The organism is Streptomyces sp. DH-12, from assembly GCF_002899455.1.
In the GTDB taxonomy this organism is placed as follows: Bacteria; Actinomycetota; Actinomycetes; order Streptomycetales; family Streptomycetaceae; genus Streptomyces.
On record NZ_PPFB01000001.1, the window covers coordinates 6,077,172 to 6,100,663 of the forward strand.

The 23,492-nt window shown below is 74.1% G+C and carries 21 protein-coding genes and 1 pseudogene; 16 read left to right on the forward strand and 6 right to left on the reverse strand.

Annotated elements, in window-relative coordinates; genetic code table 11:
• Nucleotides 1-96 precede the first annotated feature (96 nt).
• The 5 genes from C1708_RS26355 (at nucleotide 97) to C1708_RS26375 (ending at nucleotide 6,615) form a co-directional block, all read left to right on the forward strand.
• Nucleotides 97-1,182 carry a quaternary amine ABC transporter ATP-binding protein gene (locus tag C1708_RS26355; RefSeq protein ID WP_106415019.1) on the forward strand — a complete coding sequence of 362 codons (1,086 nt, stop codon included), beginning with the start codon at nucleotides 97-99 and terminating at the stop codon, nucleotides 1,180-1,182.
• On the forward strand, nucleotides 1,175-3,796 hold the full coding sequence (locus tag C1708_RS26360; protein WP_106415020.1) for an ABC transporter permease/substrate binding protein: 2,622 nt from the start codon (nucleotides 1,175-1,177) through the stop codon (nucleotides 3,794-3,796). The genes C1708_RS26355 and C1708_RS26360 overlap by 8 nt, the downstream gene beginning before the upstream one ends.
• 398 nt (nucleotides 3,797-4,194) lie before the next feature.
• Nucleotides 4,195-4,767 carry a helix-turn-helix domain-containing protein gene (locus C1708_RS26365; protein ID WP_106415021.1) on the forward strand — a complete coding sequence of 191 codons (573 nt, stop codon included), beginning with the start codon at nucleotides 4,195-4,197 and terminating at the stop codon, nucleotides 4,765-4,767.
• Nucleotides 4,764-5,492 carry a helical backbone metal receptor gene (locus C1708_RS26370; protein ID WP_106415022.1) on the forward strand — a complete coding sequence of 243 codons (729 nt, stop codon included), beginning with the start codon at nucleotides 4,764-4,766 and terminating at the stop codon, nucleotides 5,490-5,492. Before C1708_RS26365 ends, C1708_RS26370 begins: the two co-directional genes overlap by 4 nt.
• A 187-nt stretch (nucleotides 5,493-5,679) precedes the next feature.
• Nucleotides 5,680-6,615 carry a LysR substrate-binding domain-containing protein gene (locus C1708_RS26375; RefSeq protein ID WP_106415023.1) on the forward strand — a complete coding sequence of 312 codons (936 nt, stop codon included), beginning with the start codon at nucleotides 5,680-5,682 and terminating at the stop codon, nucleotides 6,613-6,615.
• A 38-nt stretch (nucleotides 6,616-6,653) separates the two neighbouring features.
• Here the strand turns inward: C1708_RS26375 and C1708_RS26380 are convergent, their stop codons facing one another.
• The 3 genes from C1708_RS26380 to C1708_RS26390 all read right to left on the reverse strand — a co-directional run bounded on the left by C1708_RS26380 (nucleotide 6,654) and on the right by C1708_RS26390 (nucleotide 9,690).
• The gene (locus C1708_RS26380) at nucleotides 6,654-7,337 is read right to left on the reverse strand and encodes a gamma-glutamyl-gamma-aminobutyrate hydrolase family protein (RefSeq protein ID WP_106415024.1); all 684 of its coding nucleotides are present in this window, start codon (nucleotides 7,335-7,337) and stop codon (nucleotides 6,654-6,656) included.
• 18 nt (nucleotides 7,338-7,355) lie between these two features.
• A complete protein-coding gene (eat, locus tag C1708_RS26385) occupies nucleotides 7,356-8,873 on the reverse strand; it encodes an ethanolamine permease (protein WP_391663278.1) in 1,518 nt (505 codons plus the stop codon).
• A gap of 82 nt (nucleotides 8,874-8,955) precedes the next feature.
• A complete protein-coding gene (locus C1708_RS26390) occupies nucleotides 8,956-9,690 on the reverse strand; it encodes a FadR/GntR family transcriptional regulator (protein WP_106415026.1) in 735 nt (244 codons plus the stop codon).
• Nucleotides 9,691-9,775: 85 nt separating this feature from the next.
• Between C1708_RS26390 and C1708_RS26395 the strand changes: the two genes are divergently transcribed.
• The 4 genes from C1708_RS26395 to C1708_RS26410 are packed head-to-tail and all read left to right on the forward strand — an operon-like array spanning nucleotide 9,776 to nucleotide 14,403.
• On the forward strand, nucleotides 9,776-11,146 hold the full coding sequence (locus tag C1708_RS26395) for a glutamine synthetase family protein (protein WP_106415027.1): 1,371 nt from the start codon (nucleotides 9,776-9,778) through the stop codon (nucleotides 11,144-11,146).
• Nucleotides 11,147-11,154: 8 nt separating this feature from the next.
• Nucleotides 11,155-12,531 carry an aldehyde dehydrogenase family protein gene (locus C1708_RS26400; protein WP_106415028.1) on the forward strand — a complete coding sequence of 459 codons (1,377 nt, stop codon included), beginning with the start codon at nucleotides 11,155-11,157 and terminating at the stop codon, nucleotides 12,529-12,531.
• A 6-nt stretch (nucleotides 12,532-12,537) separates the two neighbouring features.
• On the forward strand, nucleotides 12,538-13,320 hold the full coding sequence (locus tag C1708_RS26405) for a 3-oxoacyl-ACP reductase (RefSeq protein WP_106415029.1): 783 nt from the start codon (nucleotides 12,538-12,540) through the stop codon (nucleotides 13,318-13,320).
• A gap of 42 nt (nucleotides 13,321-13,362) precedes the next feature.
• Nucleotides 13,363-14,403 (forward strand): DUF2510 domain-containing protein, encoded by a 1,041-nt coding sequence (locus C1708_RS26410; protein WP_106415030.1) that lies wholly within the window; start codon nucleotides 13,363-13,365, stop codon nucleotides 14,401-14,403.
• Between the two features lie 3 nt (nucleotides 14,404-14,406).
• Here the strand turns inward: C1708_RS26410 and C1708_RS26415 are convergent, their stop codons facing one another.
• Nucleotides 14,407-15,609, reverse strand: a complete 1,203-nt coding sequence (locus C1708_RS26415; RefSeq protein WP_106415031.1) for an amino acid deaminase/aldolase — start codon at nucleotides 15,607-15,609, stop codon at nucleotides 14,407-14,409.
• A gap of 271 nt (nucleotides 15,610-15,880) precedes the next feature.
• On the opposite strand from C1708_RS26415, the gene C1708_RS35880 reads away from it, so the two are divergent.
• Together C1708_RS35880 and mycP are read left to right on the forward strand one after the other, a co-directional pair.
• Complete coding sequence (locus tag C1708_RS35880) at nucleotides 15,881-17,503, forward strand: hypothetical protein (protein WP_342210914.1); 1,623 nt, start codon at nucleotides 15,881-15,883, stop codon at nucleotides 17,501-17,503.
• Nucleotides 17,500-18,666 carry a type VII secretion-associated serine protease mycosin gene (mycP, locus tag C1708_RS26425; protein WP_106415032.1) on the forward strand — a complete coding sequence of 389 codons (1,167 nt, stop codon included), beginning with the start codon at nucleotides 17,500-17,502 and terminating at the stop codon, nucleotides 18,664-18,666. Before C1708_RS35880 ends, mycP begins: the two co-directional genes overlap by 4 nt.
• A 74-nt stretch (nucleotides 18,667-18,740) precedes the next feature.
• Here the strand turns inward: mycP and C1708_RS35885 are convergent.
• Nucleotides 18,741-19,163, reverse strand: a pseudogene (locus C1708_RS35885) (serine hydrolase); the annotation flags it as partial.
• Between the two features lie 245 nt (nucleotides 19,164-19,408).
• Here C1708_RS35885 and C1708_RS26435 point away from each other — a divergent pair.
• Complete coding sequence (locus tag C1708_RS26435) at nucleotides 19,409-20,188, forward strand: SseB family protein (RefSeq protein WP_106416494.1); 780 nt, start codon at nucleotides 19,409-19,411, stop codon at nucleotides 20,186-20,188.
• A gap of 39 nt (nucleotides 20,189-20,227) precedes the next feature.
• Here the strand turns inward: C1708_RS26435 and C1708_RS26440 are convergent, their stop codons facing one another.
• Nucleotides 20,228-20,605: a DUF1844 domain-containing protein gene (locus C1708_RS26440; RefSeq protein WP_106415033.1), complete on the reverse strand. Its 378-nt coding sequence runs from the start codon at nucleotides 20,603-20,605 to the stop codon at nucleotides 20,228-20,230.
• Between the two features lie 374 nt (nucleotides 20,606-20,979).
• On the opposite strand from C1708_RS26440, the gene infC reads away from it, so the two are divergent.
• The 4 genes from infC to C1708_RS26460 all read left to right on the forward strand — a co-directional run bounded on the left by infC (nucleotide 20,980) and on the right by C1708_RS26460 (nucleotide 23,435).
• On the forward strand, nucleotides 20,980-21,624 hold the full coding sequence (infC, locus tag C1708_RS26445; RefSeq protein WP_106416495.1) for a translation initiation factor IF-3: 645 nt from the start codon (nucleotides 20,980-20,982) through the stop codon (nucleotides 21,622-21,624).
• Between the two features lie 108 nt (nucleotides 21,625-21,732).
• On the forward strand, nucleotides 21,733-21,927 hold the full coding sequence (rpmI, locus tag C1708_RS26450; protein ID WP_003977225.1) for a 50S ribosomal protein L35: 195 nt from the start codon (nucleotides 21,733-21,735) through the stop codon (nucleotides 21,925-21,927).
• A 98-nt stretch (nucleotides 21,928-22,025) separates the two neighbouring features.
• A complete protein-coding gene (rplT, locus tag C1708_RS26455) occupies nucleotides 22,026-22,409 on the forward strand; it encodes a 50S ribosomal protein L20 (protein ID WP_004933571.1) in 384 nt (127 codons plus the stop codon).
• A gap of 165 nt (nucleotides 22,410-22,574) precedes the next feature.
• Nucleotides 22,575-23,435 carry a TrmH family RNA methyltransferase gene (locus C1708_RS26460; protein ID WP_106415034.1) on the forward strand — a complete coding sequence of 287 codons (861 nt, stop codon included), beginning with the start codon at nucleotides 22,575-22,577 and terminating at the stop codon, nucleotides 23,433-23,435.
• Nucleotides 23,436-23,492 lie beyond the last annotated feature (57 nt).

A 23,492-nucleotide genomic window follows, 5' to 3' on the forward strand; every position in this document is an offset into this window, starting at 1 on the left:
CGGCCGCGGAACGATGCCGGTTGCGCTTTCAACCGGTCGCGGGCCCCGGCCCGCCGCGCATCGCTCCGGCATCTGTCGCCGAGACGAGAGGTACGTGTGTCATCAAGGCTTGAGGCCGAGCACCTGTTCAAGGTGTTCGGCAGACGACCGGACCAGGCAGTCGAACGACTGCGCACCAACACGGCGGACCGCGAGGGACTGCGGGCCGACGGCGTCACCGCCGCCGTCATCGACGCGTCCTTCTCCGTGGAGCCGGGCGAGATCTTCGTCGTCATGGGCCTCTCGGGCTCCGGCAAGTCCACCCTGCTGCGGATGCTGAACGGTCTGCTGGAACCGACCGCCGGACACGTCCGCTTCGACGGGCAGGACCTCACCGCCCTGTCCGACCGCGAGCTGCGGGACGTCAGGTCCCGGAAGATCAGCATGGTCTTCCAGCACTTCGCGCTCTTCCCGCACCGCAGCGTCCGTGACAACGCTGCCTACGGTCTTGAAGTGCAGGGCGTGCCCCGCGCCGAGCGCGAACGCCGCGCCGACGAGGCGCTCGCCCTGTGCGGCCTGGCCGGCTGGGAGGACTCGTGGCCCGACGAGCTGTCCGGCGGCATGCAGCAGCGCGTCGGCCTCGCCCGCGCGCTCGCCACCGACGCCGACCTGCTGCTGATGGACGAGTCCTTCAGCGCCCTCGACCCGCTGATCCGCCGCGACATGCAGGACCAGCTGATCGAACTGCAGAAGAAGCTGAAGAAGACCATCGTCTTCATCACCCATGACCTCAACGAGGCCATGCGCCTCGGTGACCGCATCGCCGTCATGCGGGACGGCCGCATCGTGCAGATCGGCACCGCGCAGGACATCCTGATCCGGCCGGCCAACGACTACGTGGCCTCCTTCACCCAGGACGTCGACCGCTCACGCGTGCTCACCGCCCAGTCCGTGATGGATCCCGAGGTGCGCGGCGACGAGGCCGACTGCGACTGCGAGACCGCCACGCCCGGGACGGCGTTCACCGACCTGTGCGCCATCAGCGCGCGCGTCCCGCACCCGGTGGCCGTGGTCGACGACGGCGACCTCGTCGGCGTCGTGCCCCGGCAGCGCCTGCTCGGCTTCCTCGGCGACGAGGAGGCGGACCCCGGGGTCTGCGACAGCCCCAGGGACAAGGGCGGGAAGGTGATGGCCCGTGCCTAGGATTCCGCTCGGCGACTGGGTCAACAGCTCGGTCGACTGGCTGCTCGCCAACCTGACCTGGCTGTTCGACTTCTTCAAGGCCGTCTTCACCGGCGCCTACGACGGTGTCAACGCCGTCCTCCAGGCCCCCGAGCCGCTGCTCCTCTGCGGCATCTTCGCGGTCATCGCCTTCTGGCTGCGCGGCACCCTCGCCGGCGTCCTCACCTTCGCCGGTTTCGCCTTCCTCGACTCCATGGAGTTGTGGGAGGACTCGATGGTGACGCTGGCGCTGGTGATCGTCGCCACCGTGATCGCCCTGGCGATCTCGGTGCCGGTGGGCATCTGGGCGGCCCGCTCCGACCGGGTCAGCGCCTTCGTCCGGCCGGTCCTCGACTTCATGCAGACGCTCCCGGCGATGATCTACCTCATCCCGGCGATCCTGTTCTTCGGGACCGGCTCCGCCCCGGGCATCGTCGCCACCCTGATCTTCGCGCTCGCCCCCGGCGTCCGCATGACCGAGCTGGGCATCCGGCAGGTCGACAAGGAACTCGTCGAGGCGGCCGAGGCGTTCGGCACCACGCCCCGCAACACCCTGCTGCGCGTCCAGCTCCCGCTCGCGCTCCCCACGGTGATGGCGGGCGTCAACCAGGTGATCATGCTCGGTCTGTCCATGGCGGCGATCGCCGGCATGGTCGGCACCGGCGGACTCGGCGGCGCCGTCATCGAGGCCATCGGCCAGCTGAACATCGGCCTCGGCGCCGAGTCCGGCCTGGCCATCGTCATCCTCGCGATCTACCTGGACCGCATGACCAGCGCCCTGGGCACCCAGGTGTCCCCGCTGGGCCGCCGCGCGGCCGCCAAGGCGCGCGCCGCGCAGGGGCTGAGGATCTGGTCCTACCGGCCCCGGCCGCAGGTCGCCGTGATCGGCATCGTCGTCCTGGCCCTGGTGGCCGGCGGCATGGGCCTGTTCGGCGGCACCGCCGGGTCCGGCGGCACCGCGGCGGACGACGAGAACGTCGGCGACGGCAAGAAGATCAGCATCGGCTACATCCCGTGGGACGAGGGGGTGGCCTCCACGTACCTGTGGAAGGAGATCCTCGAACGGCGCGGCTTCGAGGTCGAGGCCGAGCAGCTGGACGCCGGGCCCCTCTACACCGCGCTGGCACAGGGCGACGTCGACTTCCAGACCGACGCCTGGCTGCCCACCACGCACGCGGAGTACTGGAAGAAGTACGGCGACCGGCTCGAGGACCTCGGCACCTGGTACGAGGAGACGACCCTGGAGCTGACCGTCCCCGCGTACATGGAGGACATCGACTCCCTGGAGGACCTGAAGGGCAGGGCCGCCGCCTTCGGCGGGAAGATCACCGGCATCGAGTCCAGCGCCGGCATGATGGGCCTGCTGAAGAGCAAGGTGCTCGGCGACTACGGCCTCGACGAGGAGTACGAGGTCGTCGACAGCTCCACCCCGGCGATGCTGGCCGAGCTCAAGCGCGCCTACAGCAAGAAGGAACCGGTCGTCGTCACGCTCTGGTCGCCGCACTGGGCGTACAGCGACTACGACCTGAAGAAGCTCGAGGACCCCAAGGGCTCCTGGGGCGAGGGCGACGCCGTGCACCTGGTGTCCCGCAAGGGATTCGCCGCCGAGAACCCGGTCGTCGGGCAGTGGCTGAAGGACTTCTCGATGAGCGAGGAGGAACTCACCAGCCTGGAGGCCGAGATCAACAAGGCCGGCAAGGGCCGCCAGCAGGACGCCGTGCGCGCCTGGCTGAAGGACAACCCGGGCGTCGTCGACAAGCTGGCCCCGGTGGGCTCCGGAGCGGTCGGCGACACCCCCGCCGAGGCGAAGCGCACCCTGGACGTGGCGTGGTTCCCGTGGGAGGAGGACGTCGCCGTCACCCACCTGTGGAAGAACGTCCTGGAGCGGCGCGGCTACCGGCTGAACCTCAAGCAGATGGACGTCGGCCCGGTCTACACCGGCCTCGCGTCCGGGGACATCGACCTCAACTTCGACGCGTGGCTGCCGCACTCGCAGAAGAACTTCTACGAGCCGAACAAGGACAGACTGACCGACCTCGGCACCTGGTACGAACCGGTCTCCCTGGAGATCTCCGTGCCCTCCTACGTCAAGGACGTCACGTCCCTGGCCGACCTGAAGGGCAAGTCCGACCTGTTCGGCGGGCGGATCGTCGGCATCGAGCCGGGCACCGGCCAGATGGACATCCTGAAGAACAAGGTGCTGCCCGCCTACGGCCTGGAGGACGAGTACGAGGTCGTCGACGGCTCCTCGCCGGCGATGCTGGCCGAGCTCAAGCGCGCCTACGCCAAGAAGCAGCCGGTCGCGGTCACGCTCTGGTCGCCGCACTGGGCGTACAACGACTACGAGCTGACCAAGCTCGCGGACCCGAAGCGCGCCTGGGGCGAGACCAACACCATCCACACCATCGCCAGCAAGGAGTTCCCCGAGCAGTACCCCCGGCTCACCGAGTGGATCAAGGGTTTCCACATGAGTGAGGACGAGCTCGGCTCCCTGGAGGCGGAGATCAAGAACCGCGGCCAGGGGAACGAGGAGGAGGCCGTCGCCGCCTGGCTCGAGGAGCACCCGGACATGGTGGAGCGGATGACGCCGCAGTAGCCGCCGTACCGGCCGCGTCCCCGGGGGGCGGGTCCCGGAGCGTCCCCCGGGGACGTCCGGGACCCGCCCCCCGCGCCGTGCGGAGCCGCCCCGCCGCCACCGTAGGAATCCGGACAACCACAGAGCGCGATCCGCTTCCCGGGCCTCCCCGTGACCTTCCGGCGGAGACGGTGAACAATGGCGGGAACACGCCTTTTCGCATCCGAGGCGTGCCGAGGGGCCCGGCGGGCGGCTGGCGCGAACTGTGAGGTCCGCACCGGCCGCACGTGACGGCGACGTGACAGGCGCCTGAAACGGTTCGCCGAACATGCGTAGGGTGCACACAACTCGGCAAGGGAAGAGCGCCGGAACCCCGGCGGTCGGGTGCGGGACGAGCGGCGAAGGAGGGAGCCGGAGCGATGGGCGACCACAAGGAACAGCCCCTGCGGGTGGGCGCGGCCGTGCGGCGGCGACGCCGCGCGCTGGATCTCACCCTCGCCGTCGTGGCCGAGCGCAGCGGTCTGTCGGTCCCGTTCCTCAGCCAGATCGAGAACGAGCGCGCGCGTCCCAGCCAGACCTCCCTGGAGAAGCTCGCCGACGCGCTGCGCACGACCGCGGTGGAACTGCTCGCCGCCGCCGACCCGGCGTGCAGCGTGGACGTCGTCCGCGCGGAGGGCGCCGGGCCGTGGACCGAGCCACGGGTGCGGTCCCTGGTCCGCGGCCACCACCAGATGCACGCCTCCGAGTTCACCGGCGACCATGACGCCGGACGTGAACTGCAGTTCCGCAACGATCAGTTGATGTACGTCGCGGAGGGCGCCGTGGAGATCGAGGCGGAGGGGCGCGCCTACCGGCTCGGGCGCGGCGACACCCTGTACCTCACCGGCGGCGTCCGGCACCGCTGGCGGGCCACGGTGCCGGAGACCCGGCTGCTGGTGGTCGCCGTCGCCGAGCACATCGAGGCGCTGCGGAACACCAAGCCGCGCCGATGAGTCCCGTACGGGTCGTCTCCCTCGTCCCGTCGCTGACGGAGGCCGTGGCCGTGTCCGCGCCGGGCGCGCTCGTCGCGGCCACCGACTGGTGCACCCACCCCGCCGGGCTCGACGTCGTCCGCGTCGGCGGCACCAAGAACCCGGCGGTGGACCGCATCACCGCCCTCGCCCCCGACCTCGTGATCGCCAACGAGGAGGAGAACCGGCCGCCCGACCTGGACGCCCTGCGCGCGGCGGGCCTCGACGTGCTGGTCACGCGCGTACGGACCCTGCCGCAGGCCTTCACCGAGCTGGACGGCGTCCTGTCCGCGTGCGGGGTGCGGAGCCGTCCCGGCTGGCTGGACGAGGCGGAGGCCGCGTGGGAGGCACCGCCGGTGTCCGACGGTCACCGCACGGCGATCGTGCCCGTCTGGCGCCGCCCGTGGATGGTCCTCGGCCGCGACACCTTCGCGGGCGACCTGCTGGCCCGCCTCGGCGTGCGCACGCTGTACGCGGACCATGCGGAGAGGTACCCGCGCGTCCCGCTCGACGACCTGCGGGCGGCCCGCCCGGACCTGGTCGTCCTCCCCGACGAGCCGTACCGCTTCACGGCGGACGACGGCCCGGAAGCCTTCCCCGGCCTCCCCTGCGCCCTCCTCAGCGGCCGCCACCTGACCTGGTACGGCCCGTCCCTGGCGGAGGCCCCGGAGGTGCTGGGCCGCGCGTTGCGGGCGGTGTGCGTCTGATCCGCGGGCGCGGTGCCCGGGGCCGGGTCCGTCGCCGTCCGACGGGGTGTCCCTGGATCCGCCGGGCCGGCGGGGACGGCGGTCGCCCGGGTCCGTGGCCGGCGGGACGGGGCCCGGCCGCCGACCGGGCCCCGTCCCGTGCGGGCGCTCGTCCGGGCGTGCGGCGGTCGTTGCATAAGCTGGGCTTATGAGCAGAACGGACGATCGCGGCGGCGAACGGTCCGCGGGCGCCGGTTCGCTGGCGCACCGGGTGCCCGACCTCGGCGCGCTCGAGCTGCTGCTCGCCGTGGCGCGGGTGGGGAGTCTGGGCCGGGCGGCGCGCGAGCTGGGGATCACCCAGCCCGCCGCGAGCAGCCGGATCCGGTCGATGGAACGGCAGCTCGGCGTCGCCCTCGTCGACCGCTCGCCGCGCGGGTCCCGCCTCACCGCTGCGGGCGCCCTGGTCACCGACTGGGCCCGCCGGATCGTCGAGGCGGCGGAGGCGTTCGACGCGGGTGCGCAGGCGCTGCGGGACCGCAGGGACTCACGGCTGCGGGTCGCCGCGAGCATGACGATCGCCGAGTACCTGCTGCCCGGGTGGCTGGTCGCCCTGCGCGCGCAGCGGCCGGACACAGCGGTGTCGCTGCTCGCCGGCAACTCGACGGCGGTCGCGGAGCGGCTGCTGGCGGGGGAGGCGGACCTCGGGTTCGTGGAGGGGCTGACGGTGCCGGCCGGACTGGACTCCGCGGTGATCGCCCACGACCGGCTGGTCGTGGTCACGGCCCCCTCGCACCCCTGGGCCCGCCGCAGGCGCCCGCTCGCGGCGGAGGAACTGGCGGCCACCCCGCTGGTGCTGCGCGAGGAGGGCTCCGGTACCCGGCAGGTGCTGGACGCGGCGCTGGGCGGGCTGGCGCGCCCGCTGATCGAGCTGTCCTCGACGACGGCGGTGAAGGCGGCGGCGGTCGGCGGCGCGGGCCCCGCGGTGCTGAGCGAGCTGGCGGTGGGGGAGGAGCTGGGGATGCGGCGCCTGGTACGCATCCCGGTCCAGGCGGTCGCCCTGGCCCGCGACCTGCGCGCGGTCTGGCCGACGGGCCACCGTCCCACGGGCCCGGCCCGCGACCTCCTCTCCCTCACCCGCGGCTGACGGCCGGGACGGGGCGAGGGGCGGACGGCGCCCCGCCGTCAGACCGCCGCCGTGATCAGCGCACGGACGACGCGCTCGTCCTCACCCATCTCCGGATGCCACTGCACCCCCATCACCCAGTGCCCCCCGAACCGTTCGACGGCCTCCACCGTGCCGTCCTCCGCGTACGCGGACGGGATCAGGCCGGTGCCGAGGCGGTCGACCGCCTGGTGGTGGTGGGCCGGGACCGCCGTCTCCTCGGGGACGGCGTCGGCGTACCGCGTGCCCGGGACCGGCTTGACCGGGTGGCGGCCGAAGACGCCCGGCGCCTCCGCGTGGCCGTCGATGTGCTGGACGAGGGTGCCGCCCAGGGCGACGTTCAGCAGGTGCATGCCGCGGCAGATGCCGAGCAGCGGCACGCCCCGCTCCAGGGCGGCCCGGATCAGCGCCGGCTCCCAGGCGTCCCGTTCCCGGGCGGGCGGCCCGGTGCGCGGGCCGGGCTCGGCGCCGTAGTGGACGGGCTCCACGTCCGGACCGCCCGCGACGACCAGGCCGTCCAGCCGGGCCACGGCGGCCGCCGCGTGCTCCGGCGCGTCCGGCGTGAGCATCGCCGCCAGTCCGCCCGACCGCTGCACCAGCCGCGGACAGCCGGCCGGCAGCAGCGCGGCGTCCAGCTGCCACACACCCCACCGCACGCCCGACTCCGCGTACGTACTGATGCCGATCAGCGGTCTGCCCGGCACCCGGGCACCTCCTCTTCCTCAGTCCCGTGCCAGCTCCGCCTCGGCCGCCGCCAGCGCCGCGAACTCCTCCTCCGGCGCCTTCGCCACCAGGCGCCTGCGGCTGTACAGCCCGAAGTAGGCCAGCGCCACGACGTACACCGCCAGCGCGACGAACGCCGCCGTCACGTCCACCAGGAACGTCGCCACCAGCGCAGCGCAGGCCAGCACCAGCGCCACCGACGAGGTCAGCGCCCCGCCCGGAGTCCGGTACGGCCGCGGCAGCTCCGGCTCCCGGCGCCGCAGCACGATGTGCGACAGCGACATCAGCGCGTAGGAGATCGTCGCACCGAACACGGCGATGTTCAGCATCCGCGCCCCGTCGCCCGTGCTCGCGGCCAGCGCGAACCCGATCGCCCCGGGCACGAGCAGCCCGAGGTAGGGTGCGCGCCTGCTGCTGGTCAGCGACAGGAACCGCGGCAGGTAGCCCGCCCGGGACAGCGCGAACAACTGCCGCGAACCGGCGTAGACGAGGGAGAAGAACGACGCGATCAGACCCGCGAGTCCCGCGTAGTTCACGATCCTGCTCAGCACCGTCGCCTCGCCGTCCGGCTGGAGCGCCTCCACCAGCGGGTTGCCCGCGTCCTGGATCGCGGACGAGCCGCGCGCCCCGGCCGCCGTGAGGAAGGTCATCAGGGCCAGCACCACCAGGACGCCCATCGACCAGCGGATCGCGCGCGGCAGCGTACGGGCCGGCTCCCGGGTCTCCTCGGCCGCCAGCGGCACGCCCTCGACGCCGAGGAAGAACCACATGCCGAACGGGAACGCCGCCCAGATCCCGAGCAGCCCCATCGGCAGCCAGGAACTCGCGCCGAACGCCGAGGAGTCCACCGGGATGTCGTCCAGCGAGGACGCGTCGAACTCCGGCAGCGCCGCCAGCGCGAACACCACCAGCGCGGCCACCGCGATGCCGGTGACGACGAAGCTGAACCGCAGCGCCTCGCCCACGCCCCACAGGTGGATGCCGGTGAGGACGAGGAAGCAGACCAGGTACACCGGCCAGCCCGACTCCAGGCCGAACAGGCCGAGCGACTCGACGTAGTCGCCGATGAAGACGGAGATCGCGGCCGGCGCGAGGACGTACTCGATGAGGATGGCGGTGCCGGTGAGGAAGCCGCCCCACGGGCCGAGCGCCCGGCGGGCGAAGCCGTAGCCGCCGCCCGCCGTGGGCAGGATCGACGAGAGTTCGGCGAGCGCGAACACCATGCAGGTGTACATGGCGCCCATCAGGACCACGGCGATCGCCAGGCCGCCGAAGCCGCCCTCGGCCAGGCCGAAGTTCCAGCCGGAGTAGTCGCCGGACACCACGTAGGCGACGCCGAGGCCGGTCAGCAGCAGCCAGCCGGCGCTGCCCCGGCGCAGCTTCCGGCGCTCCAGGTAGTCGTCGGGCTCACCGGCGGGTTCACGGGATGCGGACGGAAGGCTCACGGCACGGCTCCCCAGGAGGCGGTGTGGCACGGAAGGCGGTAATGGAACGGATCCGGACCTTTGTGGGCCCATACCTTCGCGGCGCACCCGACGCGAGCGCAACCCCCGTGCGTCAAGCCGCGGCAAACCCTGCCCGGGCCCGCGCGCCACGCCGTCAGGCGAGGAACCCCCGCAACAGCGCCGCCGTCCCCGCGCAGTGCTCCCGCATCACCTCACGCGCCCCGTCCGCGTCCCCCTCCAGCACCGCCTCGACCAGCGCTGCGTGCTGCCGCTGCGAGTGCTCCAGGTTGCGCACCAGCAGCGGGATGCAGTCCAGCAGGTCGTTCACCGTCGCCCGCACCGCCGCGTACTGCGCGGTCAGCGTCGGCGAGCCGGACAGCTCCGCCAGCGTGAGGTGGAACAGCGTGTCCGCCCGCCGGTAGTCGCCCAGCGGCGCCTCCTGCGTGCGCGCCAGCGCCTCCCGCAGCCGCCCCGCCCGCTCCCCGGCCGGCCCGTGCACCGCGCACAGTTCCGCCGCACCCACCTCCAGCACCTCCCGGAAGCGCAGCACGTCCTCGATGTCCACCTCGGCGATCCGCCGCCGCAGCTCCTCCTCGCCGGCGTCCGTCGGGCGGGGCAGCACGAACGTTCCGCCGTACCGGCCGCGCCGCGACTCCACCAGGCCCTGGTCCTGGAGCACCTTCAGCACCTCGCGCAGCGTCACCCGGCTGATCCCCAGCCGCCCCGCCAGCTCCCGCTCGGCCGGCAGCCGCTCCCCGCCCGCCACCAGGCCCAGCCGCATCACCTGGAGGATCTGCTCCAGCGCCTCCTCGAAGCCGTTGCCCGCACGGACCTGCCGCAGCACCGGCGCCAGCCGGTCCCCGACCGCGCCGACCGCATCCTCCGGCATCTGGTCGCGCCCCCTTCCCAAGCAATGGTTCCCAGCAATACCTTATGGCTCCCGGCTGACCGAAGAAGCCCGAGGAGGCCCTCCCGTGGCAGACCGCACACCCCCGCTTCCCGTCGAGGAGCTGCACGCCCTCGTCGCGGGCGGCGAGATCGACACTGTCGTCCTGGCCTTCCCCGACATGCAAGGGCGTCTCCAGGGCAAGCGGTTCGCCGCCCGCTTCTTCCTCGACGAGGTCCTCCACCACGGCACCGAGGGCTGCACCTACCTGCTCGCCGTCGACGCCGACATGAACACCGTCGACGGCTACGCCATGTCCTCCTGGGAGACCGGCTACGGCGACTTCGCCATGTACCCCGACCTGGACACCCTGCGCCGCGTCCCCTGGAACGAGGGCACCGCCATGGTCGTCGCCGACCTGGCCTGGGCCGACGGTTCCCCGGTGGCCGCCGCGCCCCGGCAGGTGCTGCGCCGGCAGCTCGACCGGCTCGCCGCCCTCGGCTACACCGCCCAGGCCGGCACGGAGCTGGAGTTCATCGTCTTCAAGGACACCTACGAGCAGGCCTGGGACGCTGGCTACCGCGGCCTCACCCCGGCCAACCAGTACAACGTCGACTACTCCGTGCTCGGCACCGGACGCGTCGAGCCCCTGCTGCGCCGCATCCGCAACGAGATGGCGGGCGCCGGCCTCACCGTCGAGTCCGCCAAGGGCGAGTGCAGCCCCGGCCAGCACGAGATCGTCTTCCGCTACGACGAGGCCCTGGTCACCTGCGACCAGCACGCGGTCTACAAGACCGGCGCCAAGGAGATCGCCGCCCAGGAGGGCGTCTCGATCACCTTCATGGCCAAGTACGACGCACGCGAGGGCAACTCCTGCCACATCCACCTCTCGCTCGCCGACCTCGGCGGGGGGAGCGCCATGCCGGACTCCCCGGAGGACCCGGACAGCATGTCCGAGGTGATGCGGCACTTCCTCGCCGGACAGCTCGCCGCGCTCCGCGAGTTCTCCCTGCTCTACGCCCCGCACATCAACAGCTACAAGCGGTTCCAGCCCGGCTCCTTCGCCCCGACCGCCGTCGCCTGGGGCCACGACAACCGCACCTGCGCGCTCCGCGTGGTCGGCCACGGCAGCTCCCTGCGCTTCGAGAACCGGCTGCCCGGCGGCGACGTCAACCCCTACCTCGCCGTGGCCGGCATGGTCGCCGCAGGCCTGTACGGCATCGAGCACCGTCTGGACCTGCCCGAGCCCTGCACGGGCAACGCCTACACCGCCGGTTTCGAGCACGTCCCCACCACCCTGCGCGAGGCCGCCGAGCTGTGGGAGCGCAGCGAGATCGCCGAGGCGGCCTTCGGGGAGGAGGTCGTCGCCCACTACCGCACCATGGCGCGCGTCGAGACCGACGCCTTCGACGCCGCGGTCACCGACTGGGAGCTGCGCCGCTCCTTCGAACGCATGTGAGGCCCCGAGTGTCCGACCAGCCCGCCGAGCTCCAGGTGCACAACCCCGCCACCGAGGAGGTCATCGCCACCGTCCCGGCCGCGAGCCCCGCCGACGTGGACGCCGCCGTCACCCGCGCCACCCGCGCGCAGACCGCCTGGGCCGCCCTCGCGCCCGGCGAACGCGCCCGCCTGCTGCGCCGGTTCGCCGCCGCCGTCGACGACCACGTCGAGGAACTCGCCCGGCTGGAGGTCCGCGAGGCCGGCCACACCCTCGGCAACGCCCGCTGGGAGGCGGGCAACGTCCGCGACCTGCTCGACTACGCGGCCGGCGGAGTGGAACGCCTCACCGGCCGGCAGATCCCGGTCCCGGGCGGCGTCGACGTCACCTTCCTCGAGCCCCTCGGCGTCGTCGGCGTCATCGCCCCCTGGAACTTCCCCATGCCCATCGCGGCCTGGGGCGCCGCGCCCGCCCTCGCCGCCGGCAACGCGGTCCTCCTCAAACCCGCCGAGACCACCCCCCTCACCGCCCTGCGCCTCGCCGGACTCGCCCTGGAGGCGGGGCTCCCCGAGGACCTGTTCCAGGTGCTCCCCGGCCACGGAACGGTCGCCGGCAACGCCCTCGTCGAACACCCCGGCGTCGCCAAGATCGTGTTCACCGGTTCGACGGCCGTCGGCAAGCGGGTGTGGGCCGAGGGGGCCGCCCGCCTCAAGCGGGTCACCCTCGAACTCGGCGGCAAGAGCCCCAACATCGTCTTCGCCGACGCCGACCTGGAGGCCGCCGCGGCCGCTGCCCCCATGTCCTTCCTCGACAACGCCGGACAGGACTGCTGCGCCCGCACCCGCATCCTCGTCGAGCGCTCCGTCCACGACCGCTTCCTGGAGCTGCTCGCCCCCGCGATCGAGGCCGTCCGCGTCGGCGACCCGGCCCGCGACGAGGACGTGGACATGGGCCCGCTGATCTCCCGCACCCAGCTCGACCGCGTCCGCTCCTACGTCCCCGACGGCCACGACGGCATCCGCGGCAAGGCCCCCGAGGGCCCCGGCCACTGGTTCCCGCCGACCGTCCTCACCGGCGTCGACCCCGGCGCGCGCGTCGCCGTCGAGGAGGTCTTCGGCCCCGTCGCCGTCGTCCTCCCCTTCGACGACGAGGCCGACGCCGTCCGCCTCGCCAACGCCACCGACTACGGCCTCGCCGGCTCGCTGTGGACCCGCGACGTCGGCCGCGCCCTGCGCGTCTCCCGCGCCGTGCGCGCCGGGAACCTGTCCGTCAACTCCCATGCCGGCGTCCGCTACTGGACTCCCTTCGGCGGGTTCAAACAGTCCGGCGTGGGCCGTGAGCTGGGGCCGGACGCCCTGACCGCCTTCACCGAGACCAAGAACGTCTTCATCAGCACGGAGGCCTGACCGCACATGAGCGAGGACATCATCTGCCGCCGCCTGGCCGGCCGCACCGCCGTCGTCACCGGAGCCGGCAGCGGCATCGGTCTCGCGTCCGCGCGCCGGCTCGCCTCCGAGGGGGCCCGCGTGGTCTGCGCGGACGTCGACGAGGTCCGCGGCAAGGCCGCCGCCGAGGAGACCGGCGGGATCTACGTCAACACCGACGTCACCGACCCCGGACAGGTCGAGGCGCTGTTCCGCACGGCGTACGAGACGTACGGCAGCGTCGACGTCGCGTTCAACAACGCGGGCATCTCGCCGCCCGACGACGACTCCATCCTGGAGACGGGCCTCGAGGCGTGGAAGCGGGTCCAGGAGGTCAACCTGACCTCCGTCTACCTGTGCTGCAAGGCCGCCATCCCCTACATGCGGGAGCAGGGCAAGGGCTCCATCGTCAACACCGCGAGCTTCGTGGCCCGCATGGGCGCGGCCACCTCGCAGATCTCGTACACCGCCTCCAAGGGCGGCGTCCTCGCCCTGTCACGGGAGCTGGGCGTGCAGTTCGCGCGGGAGGGCATCCGGGTCAACGCGCTGTGCCCCGGGCCGGTCAACACCCCGCTGCTGCAGGAGCTGTTCGCCGAGGACCCGGAGCGGGCCGCGCGCCGGCTGGTGCACATCCCGCTCGGCCGGTTCGCCGAGGCCGAGGAGATCGCCGCCGCCGTCGCCTTCCTGGCCAGCGACGACTCCTCCTTCGTCAACGCCACCGACTTCCTCGTCGACGGCGGCATCTCGGGGGCGTACGTCACGCCGCTGTAGCGGCCGCCCCACGGTGACGGCGTCCGTCGTTACAGTGCCCGGATGAGTACGACGCCCCCACCCGGCTGGTACCGAGACCCGCACGCCCCCCACCTGGAGCGCTGGTGGGACGGCACGGCCTGGACCGGCCACCGCCGCACACCGGCGCCTGCGCCGCCGCTCCCGCGGGGACAGGGGCCGGGGGCGATCGGCGGCGGGCCTGCCGGTCCGGGCGGCTTCGGCGTTCCCGGCGCACCGGGCTTCCACGCGGGGCCGGGGAGTCCCGGCGTCCCGGGCGGGCCCGGTGGTGGAGATGGTGGTACCGGCGGCTCCGGCGGGGCCAAGGCCGTCGCCCTGACCGTCGCCGGGGCCGCGCTGGTCGCCGCCGTCGTCGCCGGGGCGGTGGCGCTCACCCGCGACGGGGAGGATCCGCAGGCCCGTACCGGCCCCAACCCGACCGCGCCCGCGCCCACCGCGGGACCGACGACGGAACCGTCACCCTCGCCGTCCGCCTCCGAGCCCGCTCCCCAGGACGAGGGCGTGGTCGTGGACGAGCTGAACGGCGTCACGTTCCCGCTCCTCGACGGCTGGGTCCGGCCGCGGCACGTGGTGGAGAAGGACGCCGTCATGACCACCGACGGCACCCACGGCTGCCCCGGCGAGGGCACCCTCTGCCGCGGCGGCCTCGTCGTCTCCCGCACGGTGACCGCCACCGACGAGTCCTCGCCGCGCGCCCTCGCCGAGGCGGACGTCCCCGAAGCCGCCGAGGAGGCCTTCGACGAGGACGCCCTCGGCCGCCGCCCCTACGGCGGCATGACGTCCCACCAGGTCGTGAAGGCGGGCCCGGTCGCGGTGGCGGGCCGCGCCGGGTACCTGGTGCGCTGGCGGGTGACCACCGCCGAGGGACCCGGCGGCCACGTCCAGTCCCTCGTCTTCCCGTCCGGCGTCGGCACCGAGTCCCCGGTCCTCGTCCGGTTCGTCTTCGAGGCGGGCCCGGAGGGACCGCCCCTGGCCGACATGGACCGCATCGCCGAGGGCATCCGCTCCGTCGCCGACCAGTCCTCCGGGGGCGGGGTCGGCAGCAGCATCGGTCCCACCGGCTGAGCCCTACAGGAACGTGCGCCCCTCGCCCCGGTACGTCGGCACGGTCGCCGTCACGGCATCGCCCTCCACCAGGTGCAGCGCGTCGAACCGCTCGCACAGCTCGCCCGCCTTGGCGTGCCGGAACCACACCTTGTCGCCGATCAGCAGGTCGTCGGCGACCGGCCCCAGCAGCGGCGTCTGCACCTCGCCGGCCCCCTCCTGCGGGTCGTGGCGCAGCCCCTCCGGGAGGTACGGCACCGGCAGCCGGTCCGCGCCGGGCGCGCCGGACGCCGGGTAGCCGCCGCCCAGCACCGTCACCACGCCGACCCCGGGCCGCCGTACCACCGGCAGGGCGAACAGCGCTGCCGGACGCCCCCTGAACGACGTGTAGTTGTCGAACAACCGCGGCACGTACAGCCCCGACCCGGCCGCGATCTCGGTCACCGCGTCCTCGGCCGCCGTGTGCTGCACGCTGCCCGTGCCGCCGCCGTTGACGAACTCCAGGTCCGGCACGACCTCCCGGACCGCCTCCACCACCGCGGCCCGCCGCTCGGCGAGTTCACGCCGCGCGACGGCCTGCATCAGCCGCACCGCGCGGGACCGCAGCGGCCGCCCGGCCACCGCGTCCCCGACCCCGGCCACATGCCCCTCGTACGCCATGACGCCCACGACCTCGAACCCCGGCCGCCGGGCCACCGCGCGGGCCACCTCGGCGACCTGGGCGGGGGAGTGCAGCGGGGAACGGCGGGCGCCGATCCGCACGCGTCCGCCCAGCAGCCTGAGCGAGGTGTCCAACTCCAGGCACACCCGCACCACTTCGCCGCCGCCGGCCCGCGCCGCGTCGATCAGGTCGAGCTGCGCCGGGTCGTCGATCATGACGGTGACGGCGGCGGCGAGCTCGGCGTCGGAGGCGAGTTCGGCGTACCCGGCGCGGTCGGCGGACGGATAGGCGAGGAGGACGTCGTCGAAACCGGAGCGGGCCAGCCACAGCGACTCGGCGAGCGTGAACGACATGATGCCCGCGAAACCCTCACGGGCCAGGACCCGTTCGAGCAGCGCCCGGCAGCGCACGGACTTGCTGGCGACCCGGATCGGCTTGCCCCCGGCACGGCGGACCAGATCGTCCGCGTTGGCGTCGAAGGCCTCCAGGTCCACGATCGCGACGGGGGCGTCGAACTGAGCGGTGGCCCGGTCGTAACGGGCCCGGTCGGCGGCGCGCGCAGTCATGACGGCAGCCTGCCAGACCGGATTACCGCAGGGTAGGGGGACGTTCCGGGCAGATGCCGCGGGCCTGCCGACTGGTTCCCGTACGAGCCGCGGCACGCCGTAGAGTGACGCGCACGCACGGCGGCACGGGGCCGGCCCGGCCGTCCGGGCGGATGACGCGCCGGCCGTGCGGGTATCTGTGCCCGGGACGCGTCCGCGCCGGGCCACCTGGCAGCGACACACCGGCCGCGGACGACGAGGACCGGCCCGGGCACGAGGAAACGGGGGGTGCATGAGCACGGAAGCGCGCCGCGCCTCCCTCCCCCCGCGCCCGTCCCACGCCCCCCGCACCGCGGGCGACCCGGGGCCCTTCGACCCCCGCACCCCCCTGGACGACACGCCTCCGCCGCCCCCGGAGCAGCCGGACCGGTCCGCCCCTGACGACACCGGCCACATGGGCGCCCCGCGCTCCGCACCGGACGGACGGGACCCGTCCGGCGCGGGGGACACGGGCGCCGGCCGGGACGGACGGGCGTACGGGGCGCCCGGAGCATGGGGCGACCGCGAAGCCGACGGCGCGGGCAGCGCCGGGACCCCGCGTCCCGCCACCGGCGGGTTCGGCGACCGCGAAGCCACCGGCACTGCCGGCGCCGGGCCGACGTTCCGCCCCAGCGGCGACGGTTCCACCGGCCGCCCGGTCACGCCCCCCGCCACGTCCGGCGAGCGCGGACCCACCGGCTCGGGGAACGCCGAACCGCCGTACCCCCCGGCCGGCGACCGTGCCGATGACCGCGCCGTCACCCCCACCACCTCCGGCGGCGCGTCCGAGCGCCCCCGTCTCCCCCGCGTCGGCGCCGACGCCCCCGGCCGCACCGCGCCCCCGCCGCCCCGGGCGTCCGCCCGCTTTCCCGACGCGCCGCCCGCCGTCGGGCGAGGCGTGCCCTCCGCCCGCCCCGCCCCCTCCGCGCCGCCGCGCCCCGCGCACCGCCCCCGTGCCGAGGGCGCGTCCGAGACGACCACCCGGCTGCGCCCCGTCCCGGCGGAGCCGGACCCCGCGCTGTCCTGGAGCGCGCCCATGCCCCCGGGCGGGGTTCCCGGCGGCGGACGTCCCGCCGCCGTGTCCTTCGGAGAACCCGAGAGACACCCCCGCCCGTTCGCCCGCCGCACCCGCGGGCAGGTCGTCGCCGCAGCCGTCTGCCTCGTCCTCGGCACCGGACTGATCGGCGGCGCCGTCACCGGCGCGTGGCTCGCCGACGGACCCGAGGGCCCGGGCACCCGGCACGCCTTCGCGGTCGCCGGGGACCTGTGGCACGAGGTCCCCGTGGACCGGCTGTTCCCGCCCACCGTCCAGGGCCGGGGCGCGGGTCCGGGCGAGGCCGACCGCGTCTGGACGCGGATCGCCGTCGCCCCCGACAGCGGCTGCAAGGGCGCCTTCGACGCCCCGCTCGCCCGCGTCCTCGCCCCCGTCGGCTGCGAGCGCCTGCTGCGCGCCACCTACACCGACGCCACGCAGAGCCATGTCACCACCGTCGGCCTGCTGTTCACCGAGGCCGACGCCGCCGGCATGGAGGCCCTCGCCCGCCGCTTCGACCGTGAACGCCTGGACCGCCGCAGCGACCTGATGCCGCTGCCGTACGCGGCGAAGGACACCGCCGCCGAGGGCTTCGGCCCGGAGCAGCGGGCCTCCTGGGCGGTCTCCGTGCTGACGGACGCCCCCGTCGTGGTCTACGCCGTCACCGGCTGGGCCGACGGCCGTGCCGTCGACGAGCCGCAGCCCGCCGAGGACGCCATGCGGTCCGGCGCCACCACCGCCCCCGCGCAGGCGGGCCTCGGCCACGAGGCCCGCGGCCTCGCCGACCGCTTCGAACGCACCCTGCGCAAGCGGGCCGGCGCCCCCACGGAGCGTCCGTCATGAGGAAGCGCCCCGCCGCCCTCGGCGGCCTGCTCGCCGCGGCCCTGGTGCTGGTCCCCACGACCACCGCGCGCGCCGACGGCATCCGCGACCGGCAGTGGTCCCTGGAGGCCCTGCACACCGAGGAGGCCTGGCGCACCACGCGCGGCGCGGGCGTCACCGTCGCCGTCCTGGACACCGGCGTCGAGGCCGACCACCCCGACCTCGACGGCAACGTCCTGGAGGGCAAGGACCTCGTCGGCTTCGGCGCGCGCGAGGGCGACGAGGCCTGGGCCCGCCACGGCACCGCCATGGCCGGCATCATCGCCGGCCACGGCCACGGCCCGGGCAACGGCGACGGCGTCCTCGGCGTCGCCCCGGAGGCGAAGATCCTCCCCGTCCGCGTCATCCTCGAGGACCGCGACCCGGCCCGCGCCAAGGCCCGCAGCACCCGCGGCAACGCCCTCGCCGAAGGCATCCGCTGGGCCGCCGACCACGGCGCCGACGTCATCAACCTCTCCCTCGGCGACGACTCCGCCTCCGCTCACCCGGAGCCGGGTGAGGACGAGGCGATCCAGTACGCCCTGCGCAAGGGCGTGGTCGTCGTCGCCTCCGCCGGCAACGGCGGCGAGAAGGGCGACCGGATCTCCTACCCGGCGGCCTACCCGGGCGTCATCGCCGCCACCGCCGTCGACCGCTACGGCACCCGCGCCCCCTTCTCCACCCGCCGCTGGTACGCGACGGTCAGCGCCCCCGGCGTCGACGTGATCATCGCCGACCCCGACCACAAGTACTACGAGGGCTGGGGCACCAGCGCCGCCGCCGCGTTCGTCTCCGGCGCCGTCGCCCTGGTGAGGTCCGCGTACCCGGACCTGACCCCCGCACAGATCAAGCGGCTCCTGGAGGACACCGCCCGCAACGCGCCCGCCGCCGGACGCGACGACTCGCGCGGCTCCGGCTTCGTCGACCCGGCCGCCGCGATCGAGGCCGCCGGCCGGCTGAAGCCGGAGGGCCTCGAGGCGGCGGCGTACGGCGACGAGTACTTCGGCCCGGGCCCGGACGCCGACGCCCCCGGCGACGACACCGCCGACTGGGCCGCGCCCCTCGCGGGCGGCGCCGGCGGGGTGCTTCTGGTGGCCGCGGTGGTCCTGTGGCGCGGCCGCCGCCCCGAGAGCCGGACCTTCTGACCGCGCCGCGCCAGTACGTCCACGGCGTCCCGCGCCGCCGCCTCCACCCGTGCCACGCCCTCCGCCAGCGACGCGTGGCCGTCGGACAGCACCGCCACCGCGTACGCGCGCCCGCCGGCGGTCACCCACCCCGTGCTGTTCACCACCCACAGGCCGGTCGCGTCGCGCGGCAGCCAGCCGTTCTTCACGCCCCACCGCGTGTCCGGGTCGGCCAGCGTCGGCACGCCCCAGGCCTGCTCCGGCACGACCCGCTCCATCAGCTCCCGCACGTACGCCCGCGCGGGCCCGTCCGGCACCGGGCCCGCCTCCCCGTCCGGCGCGAGGACCTGCCGCAGCAGCGCCACCCGGTCCGCGGCCGTCGTGCGGGTCAGTCCCCAGCGCGCGTCGGCCACCGTGCGGGCGAGGCCGAGCCGGGCGTTCGCCGCGTCCAGTCCGCCCGCCCGCCCGACGCCCTGCCACAGCGCCGTCGCCGCGTCGTTGTCGCTGCGTACGATCATCGCCTCCGCGTGCGCCCGCTCGGCGGCGGTCAGACCGCGTCCGGCGTCCCGCGCGGTCAGCAGCAGCGCGGTCAGGATGTCGACCTTCACCACGCTCGCGGTCACGAACTCCCCGTCGTCCGAGGCGTGCGTCTCCCCGTCCGCCAGGTCCAGCACCGCCGCCGACACCCTCGGCCCGTCCGTCACCACACGCTCCCTCCGCCCGCGTCCGAGCGCCCCTTCCACGGCCGCTAAGGTCGGTGACCGTGGCGAACAAGAACATCCCCGACTCCCCCTTCCGCGACGACGACGGATCCGCCGACCCCCGGCTGAGCGCCGCGCTCGCCGCCTGGGCGGAGGACGGCAACGCCGTCCGGCCGGTCCTGGAGGCGCTCAAGGGCGCCCGGCTGCTCGTCCCCGTCGTCGCCGTGCTCGGGGAGGTCGAGGAGGGCGACGAAGAGGGGCGCGAAGCTCCTCGGAAGGGTGGTGGCGGGCGACGGGGGAGCGGACTGCGCCGCGAGAAGACCAGCGACATGGCCGTGCCGACGCTGAGGGCCGGCGGCCGCACCGCGCTGCCCGCCTTCACCTCCACCGACTCCCTCGCCCGCTGGGACCCGGCGGCCCGCCCCGTCGCCGTACCGCTGCACCAGGTGCTCCAGGCCGCCGCGCACGAGAAGGCGGACACGGTGCTCCTGGACCTGGCCGGACCCGTGCCGTTCGAACTGACCGGGCCCGCGCTGCTCGCCCTCGCCGAGGGCCGCACCAGCACCGATCCGCTGGAGGACCCCGCCGTCGTCGAGGCCGTGCGGACCGCCGTCGCCGCCGAGCCCTCCGTCGTCCGCGCCCACCTCGGGCCGGGACAGGCGGACGGCACCCTCGCCCTGGTCCTCGACCCGGCCGCGCCGGTCGCCGAGGCCGCCCGCACGGTGGCCCGGCGGCTCGCCGCCGACGAGACGCTGAGGGCCCGCCTGGTGCGCGGCCTCGACCTGGCGGTCCTGCCGGCCGAGGCGACGCCTCCCGGCGAGCCCCTGTACGTACGTGACTGAGGAAGAAGGGAGGCGCCCCGGCACCGGGGCGCCCGGCCGTCAGCCGTAGACCGCGCCCGTGTACTTCTCGCCCGGCCCCTTGCCCGGCTCGTCCGGCACCACGGAGGCCTCGCGGAAGGCGAGCTGCAGCGACTTCAGGCCGTCCCGCAGCGGCGCCGCGTGGAACGAGCTGATCTCGGTCGCCGAGGCGTCCAGCAGACCGGCGAGCGCGTGCACCAGCTTGCGGGCCTCGTCCAGGTCCTTGTACGTGTCGCCCTCCTCGGTCAGACCGAGCTTCACGGCGGCGGCGCTCATCAGGTTGACGGCGACCGTGACGATCACCTCGACCGCCGGGACCTCCGCGATGTCGCGGGCCATGGCGTCGAAGTCGGGGCTGCCGGGGGTCTCGGGGGTCTCCGAGGGGGAGGTCTCACTCATGCCCCACACGATAGGCGGTGGCGTGCGGCGCCCTCCGGTTAGCCCTTGTCAAGCGATCCTGGTAATCTGGTGGACGACCGGTCGGACCCGTATGCCTCACGGCACGCGAGCCCGGCCCACAAGTGGAGGCTTTCGAACTCCCACCTGGCCGCCCTCAGGGCGGCGGGTCACCGGTCAGGCAGGTCCCGTCCCCGAGTCGGCGACCGGCCCGAAAGCGCGCCCCGCGGTCCCTGCGGCGGTGCTCCGGTAGTTCGAGGAGCCCCGCCTGTGATCGTCCGGGGCATTTTTCGTGTCTCGGCGCGGTTAGGTCTAACGAACACAGACGTTACGCGGCTGTCCGCCAGACCGTCGCGTGGTGCTACCGAGGAGGATCCATCAGCGCCGAGCCCCGCATCAACGACCGGATTCGCGTTCCCGAGGTGCGACTTGTCGGTCCCAGCGGCGAGCAGGTCGGGATTGTCCCGCTTGCCAAGGCCCTGGAGCTTGCGCAGGAGTACGACCTCGACCTCGTGGAGGTCGCGGCGAACGCCCGTCCGCCCGTGTGCAAGCTCATGGACTACGGGAAGTTCAAGTACGAGTCGGCCATGAAGGCCCGTGAGGCGCGCAAGAACCAGGCGCACACGGTCATCAAGGAGATGAAGCTCCGGCCGAAGATCGACCCGCACGACTACGACACCAAGAAGGGTCACGTCGTCCGGTTCCTCAAGCAGGGCGACAAGGTCAAGATCACGATCATGTTCCGTGGTCGCGAGCAGTCCCGGCCGGAGCTCGGCTACCGGCTGCTGCAGCGGCTCGCGGAGGACGTCCAGGACCTCGGGTTCGTCGAGTCGAACCCGAAGCAGGACGGCCGCAACATGATCATGGTTCTCGGTCCGCACAAGAAGAAGACCGAGGCGATGGCCGAGGCCCGCCAGGCGCAGGAAGCCCGCAAGGCGGAAGCGAAGGCCAATCCCGGCAAGTCGCAGAACGCCGCGGACGCGGACAGCGCCCAGGCGGCCGAGGAGCCGGCCGAGGCGTGACTCCCCGGGGCGCGAGCCCCAGGAAGCAACCCCACCAGTACGACGCTCCACCGTGCCCGGTTTCACGACCGGGCACAGGAGCGCCACCGACGAGGAGAGAACGGCGCTATGCCGAAGAACAAGTCGCACAGCGGTGCCAGCAAGCGCTTCAAGATCACCGGCTCCGGCAAGGTGCTCCGCGAGCGTGCCGGCAAGCGCCACCTGCTCGAGCACAAGTCGTCCCGTGTGACGCGTCGCCTCACCGGCAACGCCGAGATGGCCCCGGGCGACGCCGCGAAGATCAAGAAGCTTCTCGGCAAGTGACGCCCCGGCGCGTGAGCGCCGTACGTACGTCAGACCGGGACCCAATCGATTCCGGGCCGTGTGAGCACCACCACGGCCCCGCTACAAGGAGTTAACAAGTGGCACGCGTCAAGCGGGCAGTCAACGCCCACAAGAAGCGCCGGGCGATCCTCGAGCAGGCCTCCGGCTACCGCGGTCAGCGCTCGCGCCTGTACCGCAAGGCCAAGGAGCAGGTCACCCACTCGCTGGTCTACAACTACAACGACCGCAAGAAGCGCAAGGGCGACTTCCGTCAGCTGTGGATCCAGCGCATCAACGCCGCTGCCCGCGCCAACGGCATCACGTACAACCGCTTCATCCAGGGTCTGAAGGCCGCCAACGTCGAGGTCGACCGCAAGATCCTGGCCGAGCTGGCTGTCAACGACGCCACCGCCTTCGCCGCGCTCGTCGAGGTCGCGCAGAAGGCGCTGCCGGCGGACGTGAACGCGCCCAAGGCTGCGTGAGGTTCGTCGGCCCTGTGCCGACGTGGATCTTCCGGGACCCGCAGGCTTCGGCCTGCGGGTCCCGCGCTGTGTCGTTGTCCGTCGGCCGGGGCGGCGGCTGCGGGCCCGTCGTGGCTGGTCGCGCAGCTCCCGCGCCCCTGGCCGTCTTTCCTGAAGGTGACTGAAATGGTGTCCGTCGGTCCTGAGCTGATCTCTCCCCGGTCCGCCCGCGTGAGCGCCGCCCGGCGGCTCGCCAAGCGGAACTTCCGCGGGAAGGAACGGCTGTTCCTCGCCGAGGGACCGCAGGCCGTCCGCGAGGCCGCCGCGCACCGCACCGGGGACACCGCCACGCTCGTCGAGCTGTTCGCCACCCCCGAGGCCGCCGGGCGCCACGCCGACATCGTGGGCGCCGCCCGGGACGCCGGGGCCCGGGTGCACCTCGCCTCCGAGCAGGTCGTCGCCGACATCTCCACCACCGTCACCCCGCAGGGCCTGGTCGGCGTCTGCCGCTTCCTGGACACCCCGTTCGAGCAGATCCTCGTCGCCCGTCCCCGCCTCGTCGCCGTCCTCGCCCATGTGCGCGACCCCGGCAACGCCGGCACCGTGCTGCGCTGCGCCGACGCCGCGGGAGCCGACGCCGTCGTCCTCACCGACGCCTCCGTCGACCTGTACAACCCCAAGGCCGTGCGCGCCTCCGTCGGCTCCCACTTCCACCTCCCCGTCGCCGTGAACGTGCCGGTCGAACGGGCCGTGACGGGGCTGCGCGAGGCGGGCGTACGGCTGCTCGCCGCCGACGGGGCCGGCGACCGCGACCTCGACGAGGAGCTCGACAAGGGCACCATGGGCGGCCCCACCGCCTGGATCTTCGGCAACGAGGCGTGGGGTCTGCCCGAGGAGACCCGCGCCCTCACCGACGCCGTCGTCCGCGTCCCCATCCACGGAAAGGCCGAGAGCCTGAACCTCGCCACCGCCGCCGCCGTATGTCTCTACGCGTCGGCACGTGCACAGCGCGCCGCCGGAGGGTCCCGCTCCGTCACCGAGAGCTAGTAGGCTGACCAGCTCGGGGACCTCCCCAAGCTCTCGGCCGGGGCCCGGGAACGGGGC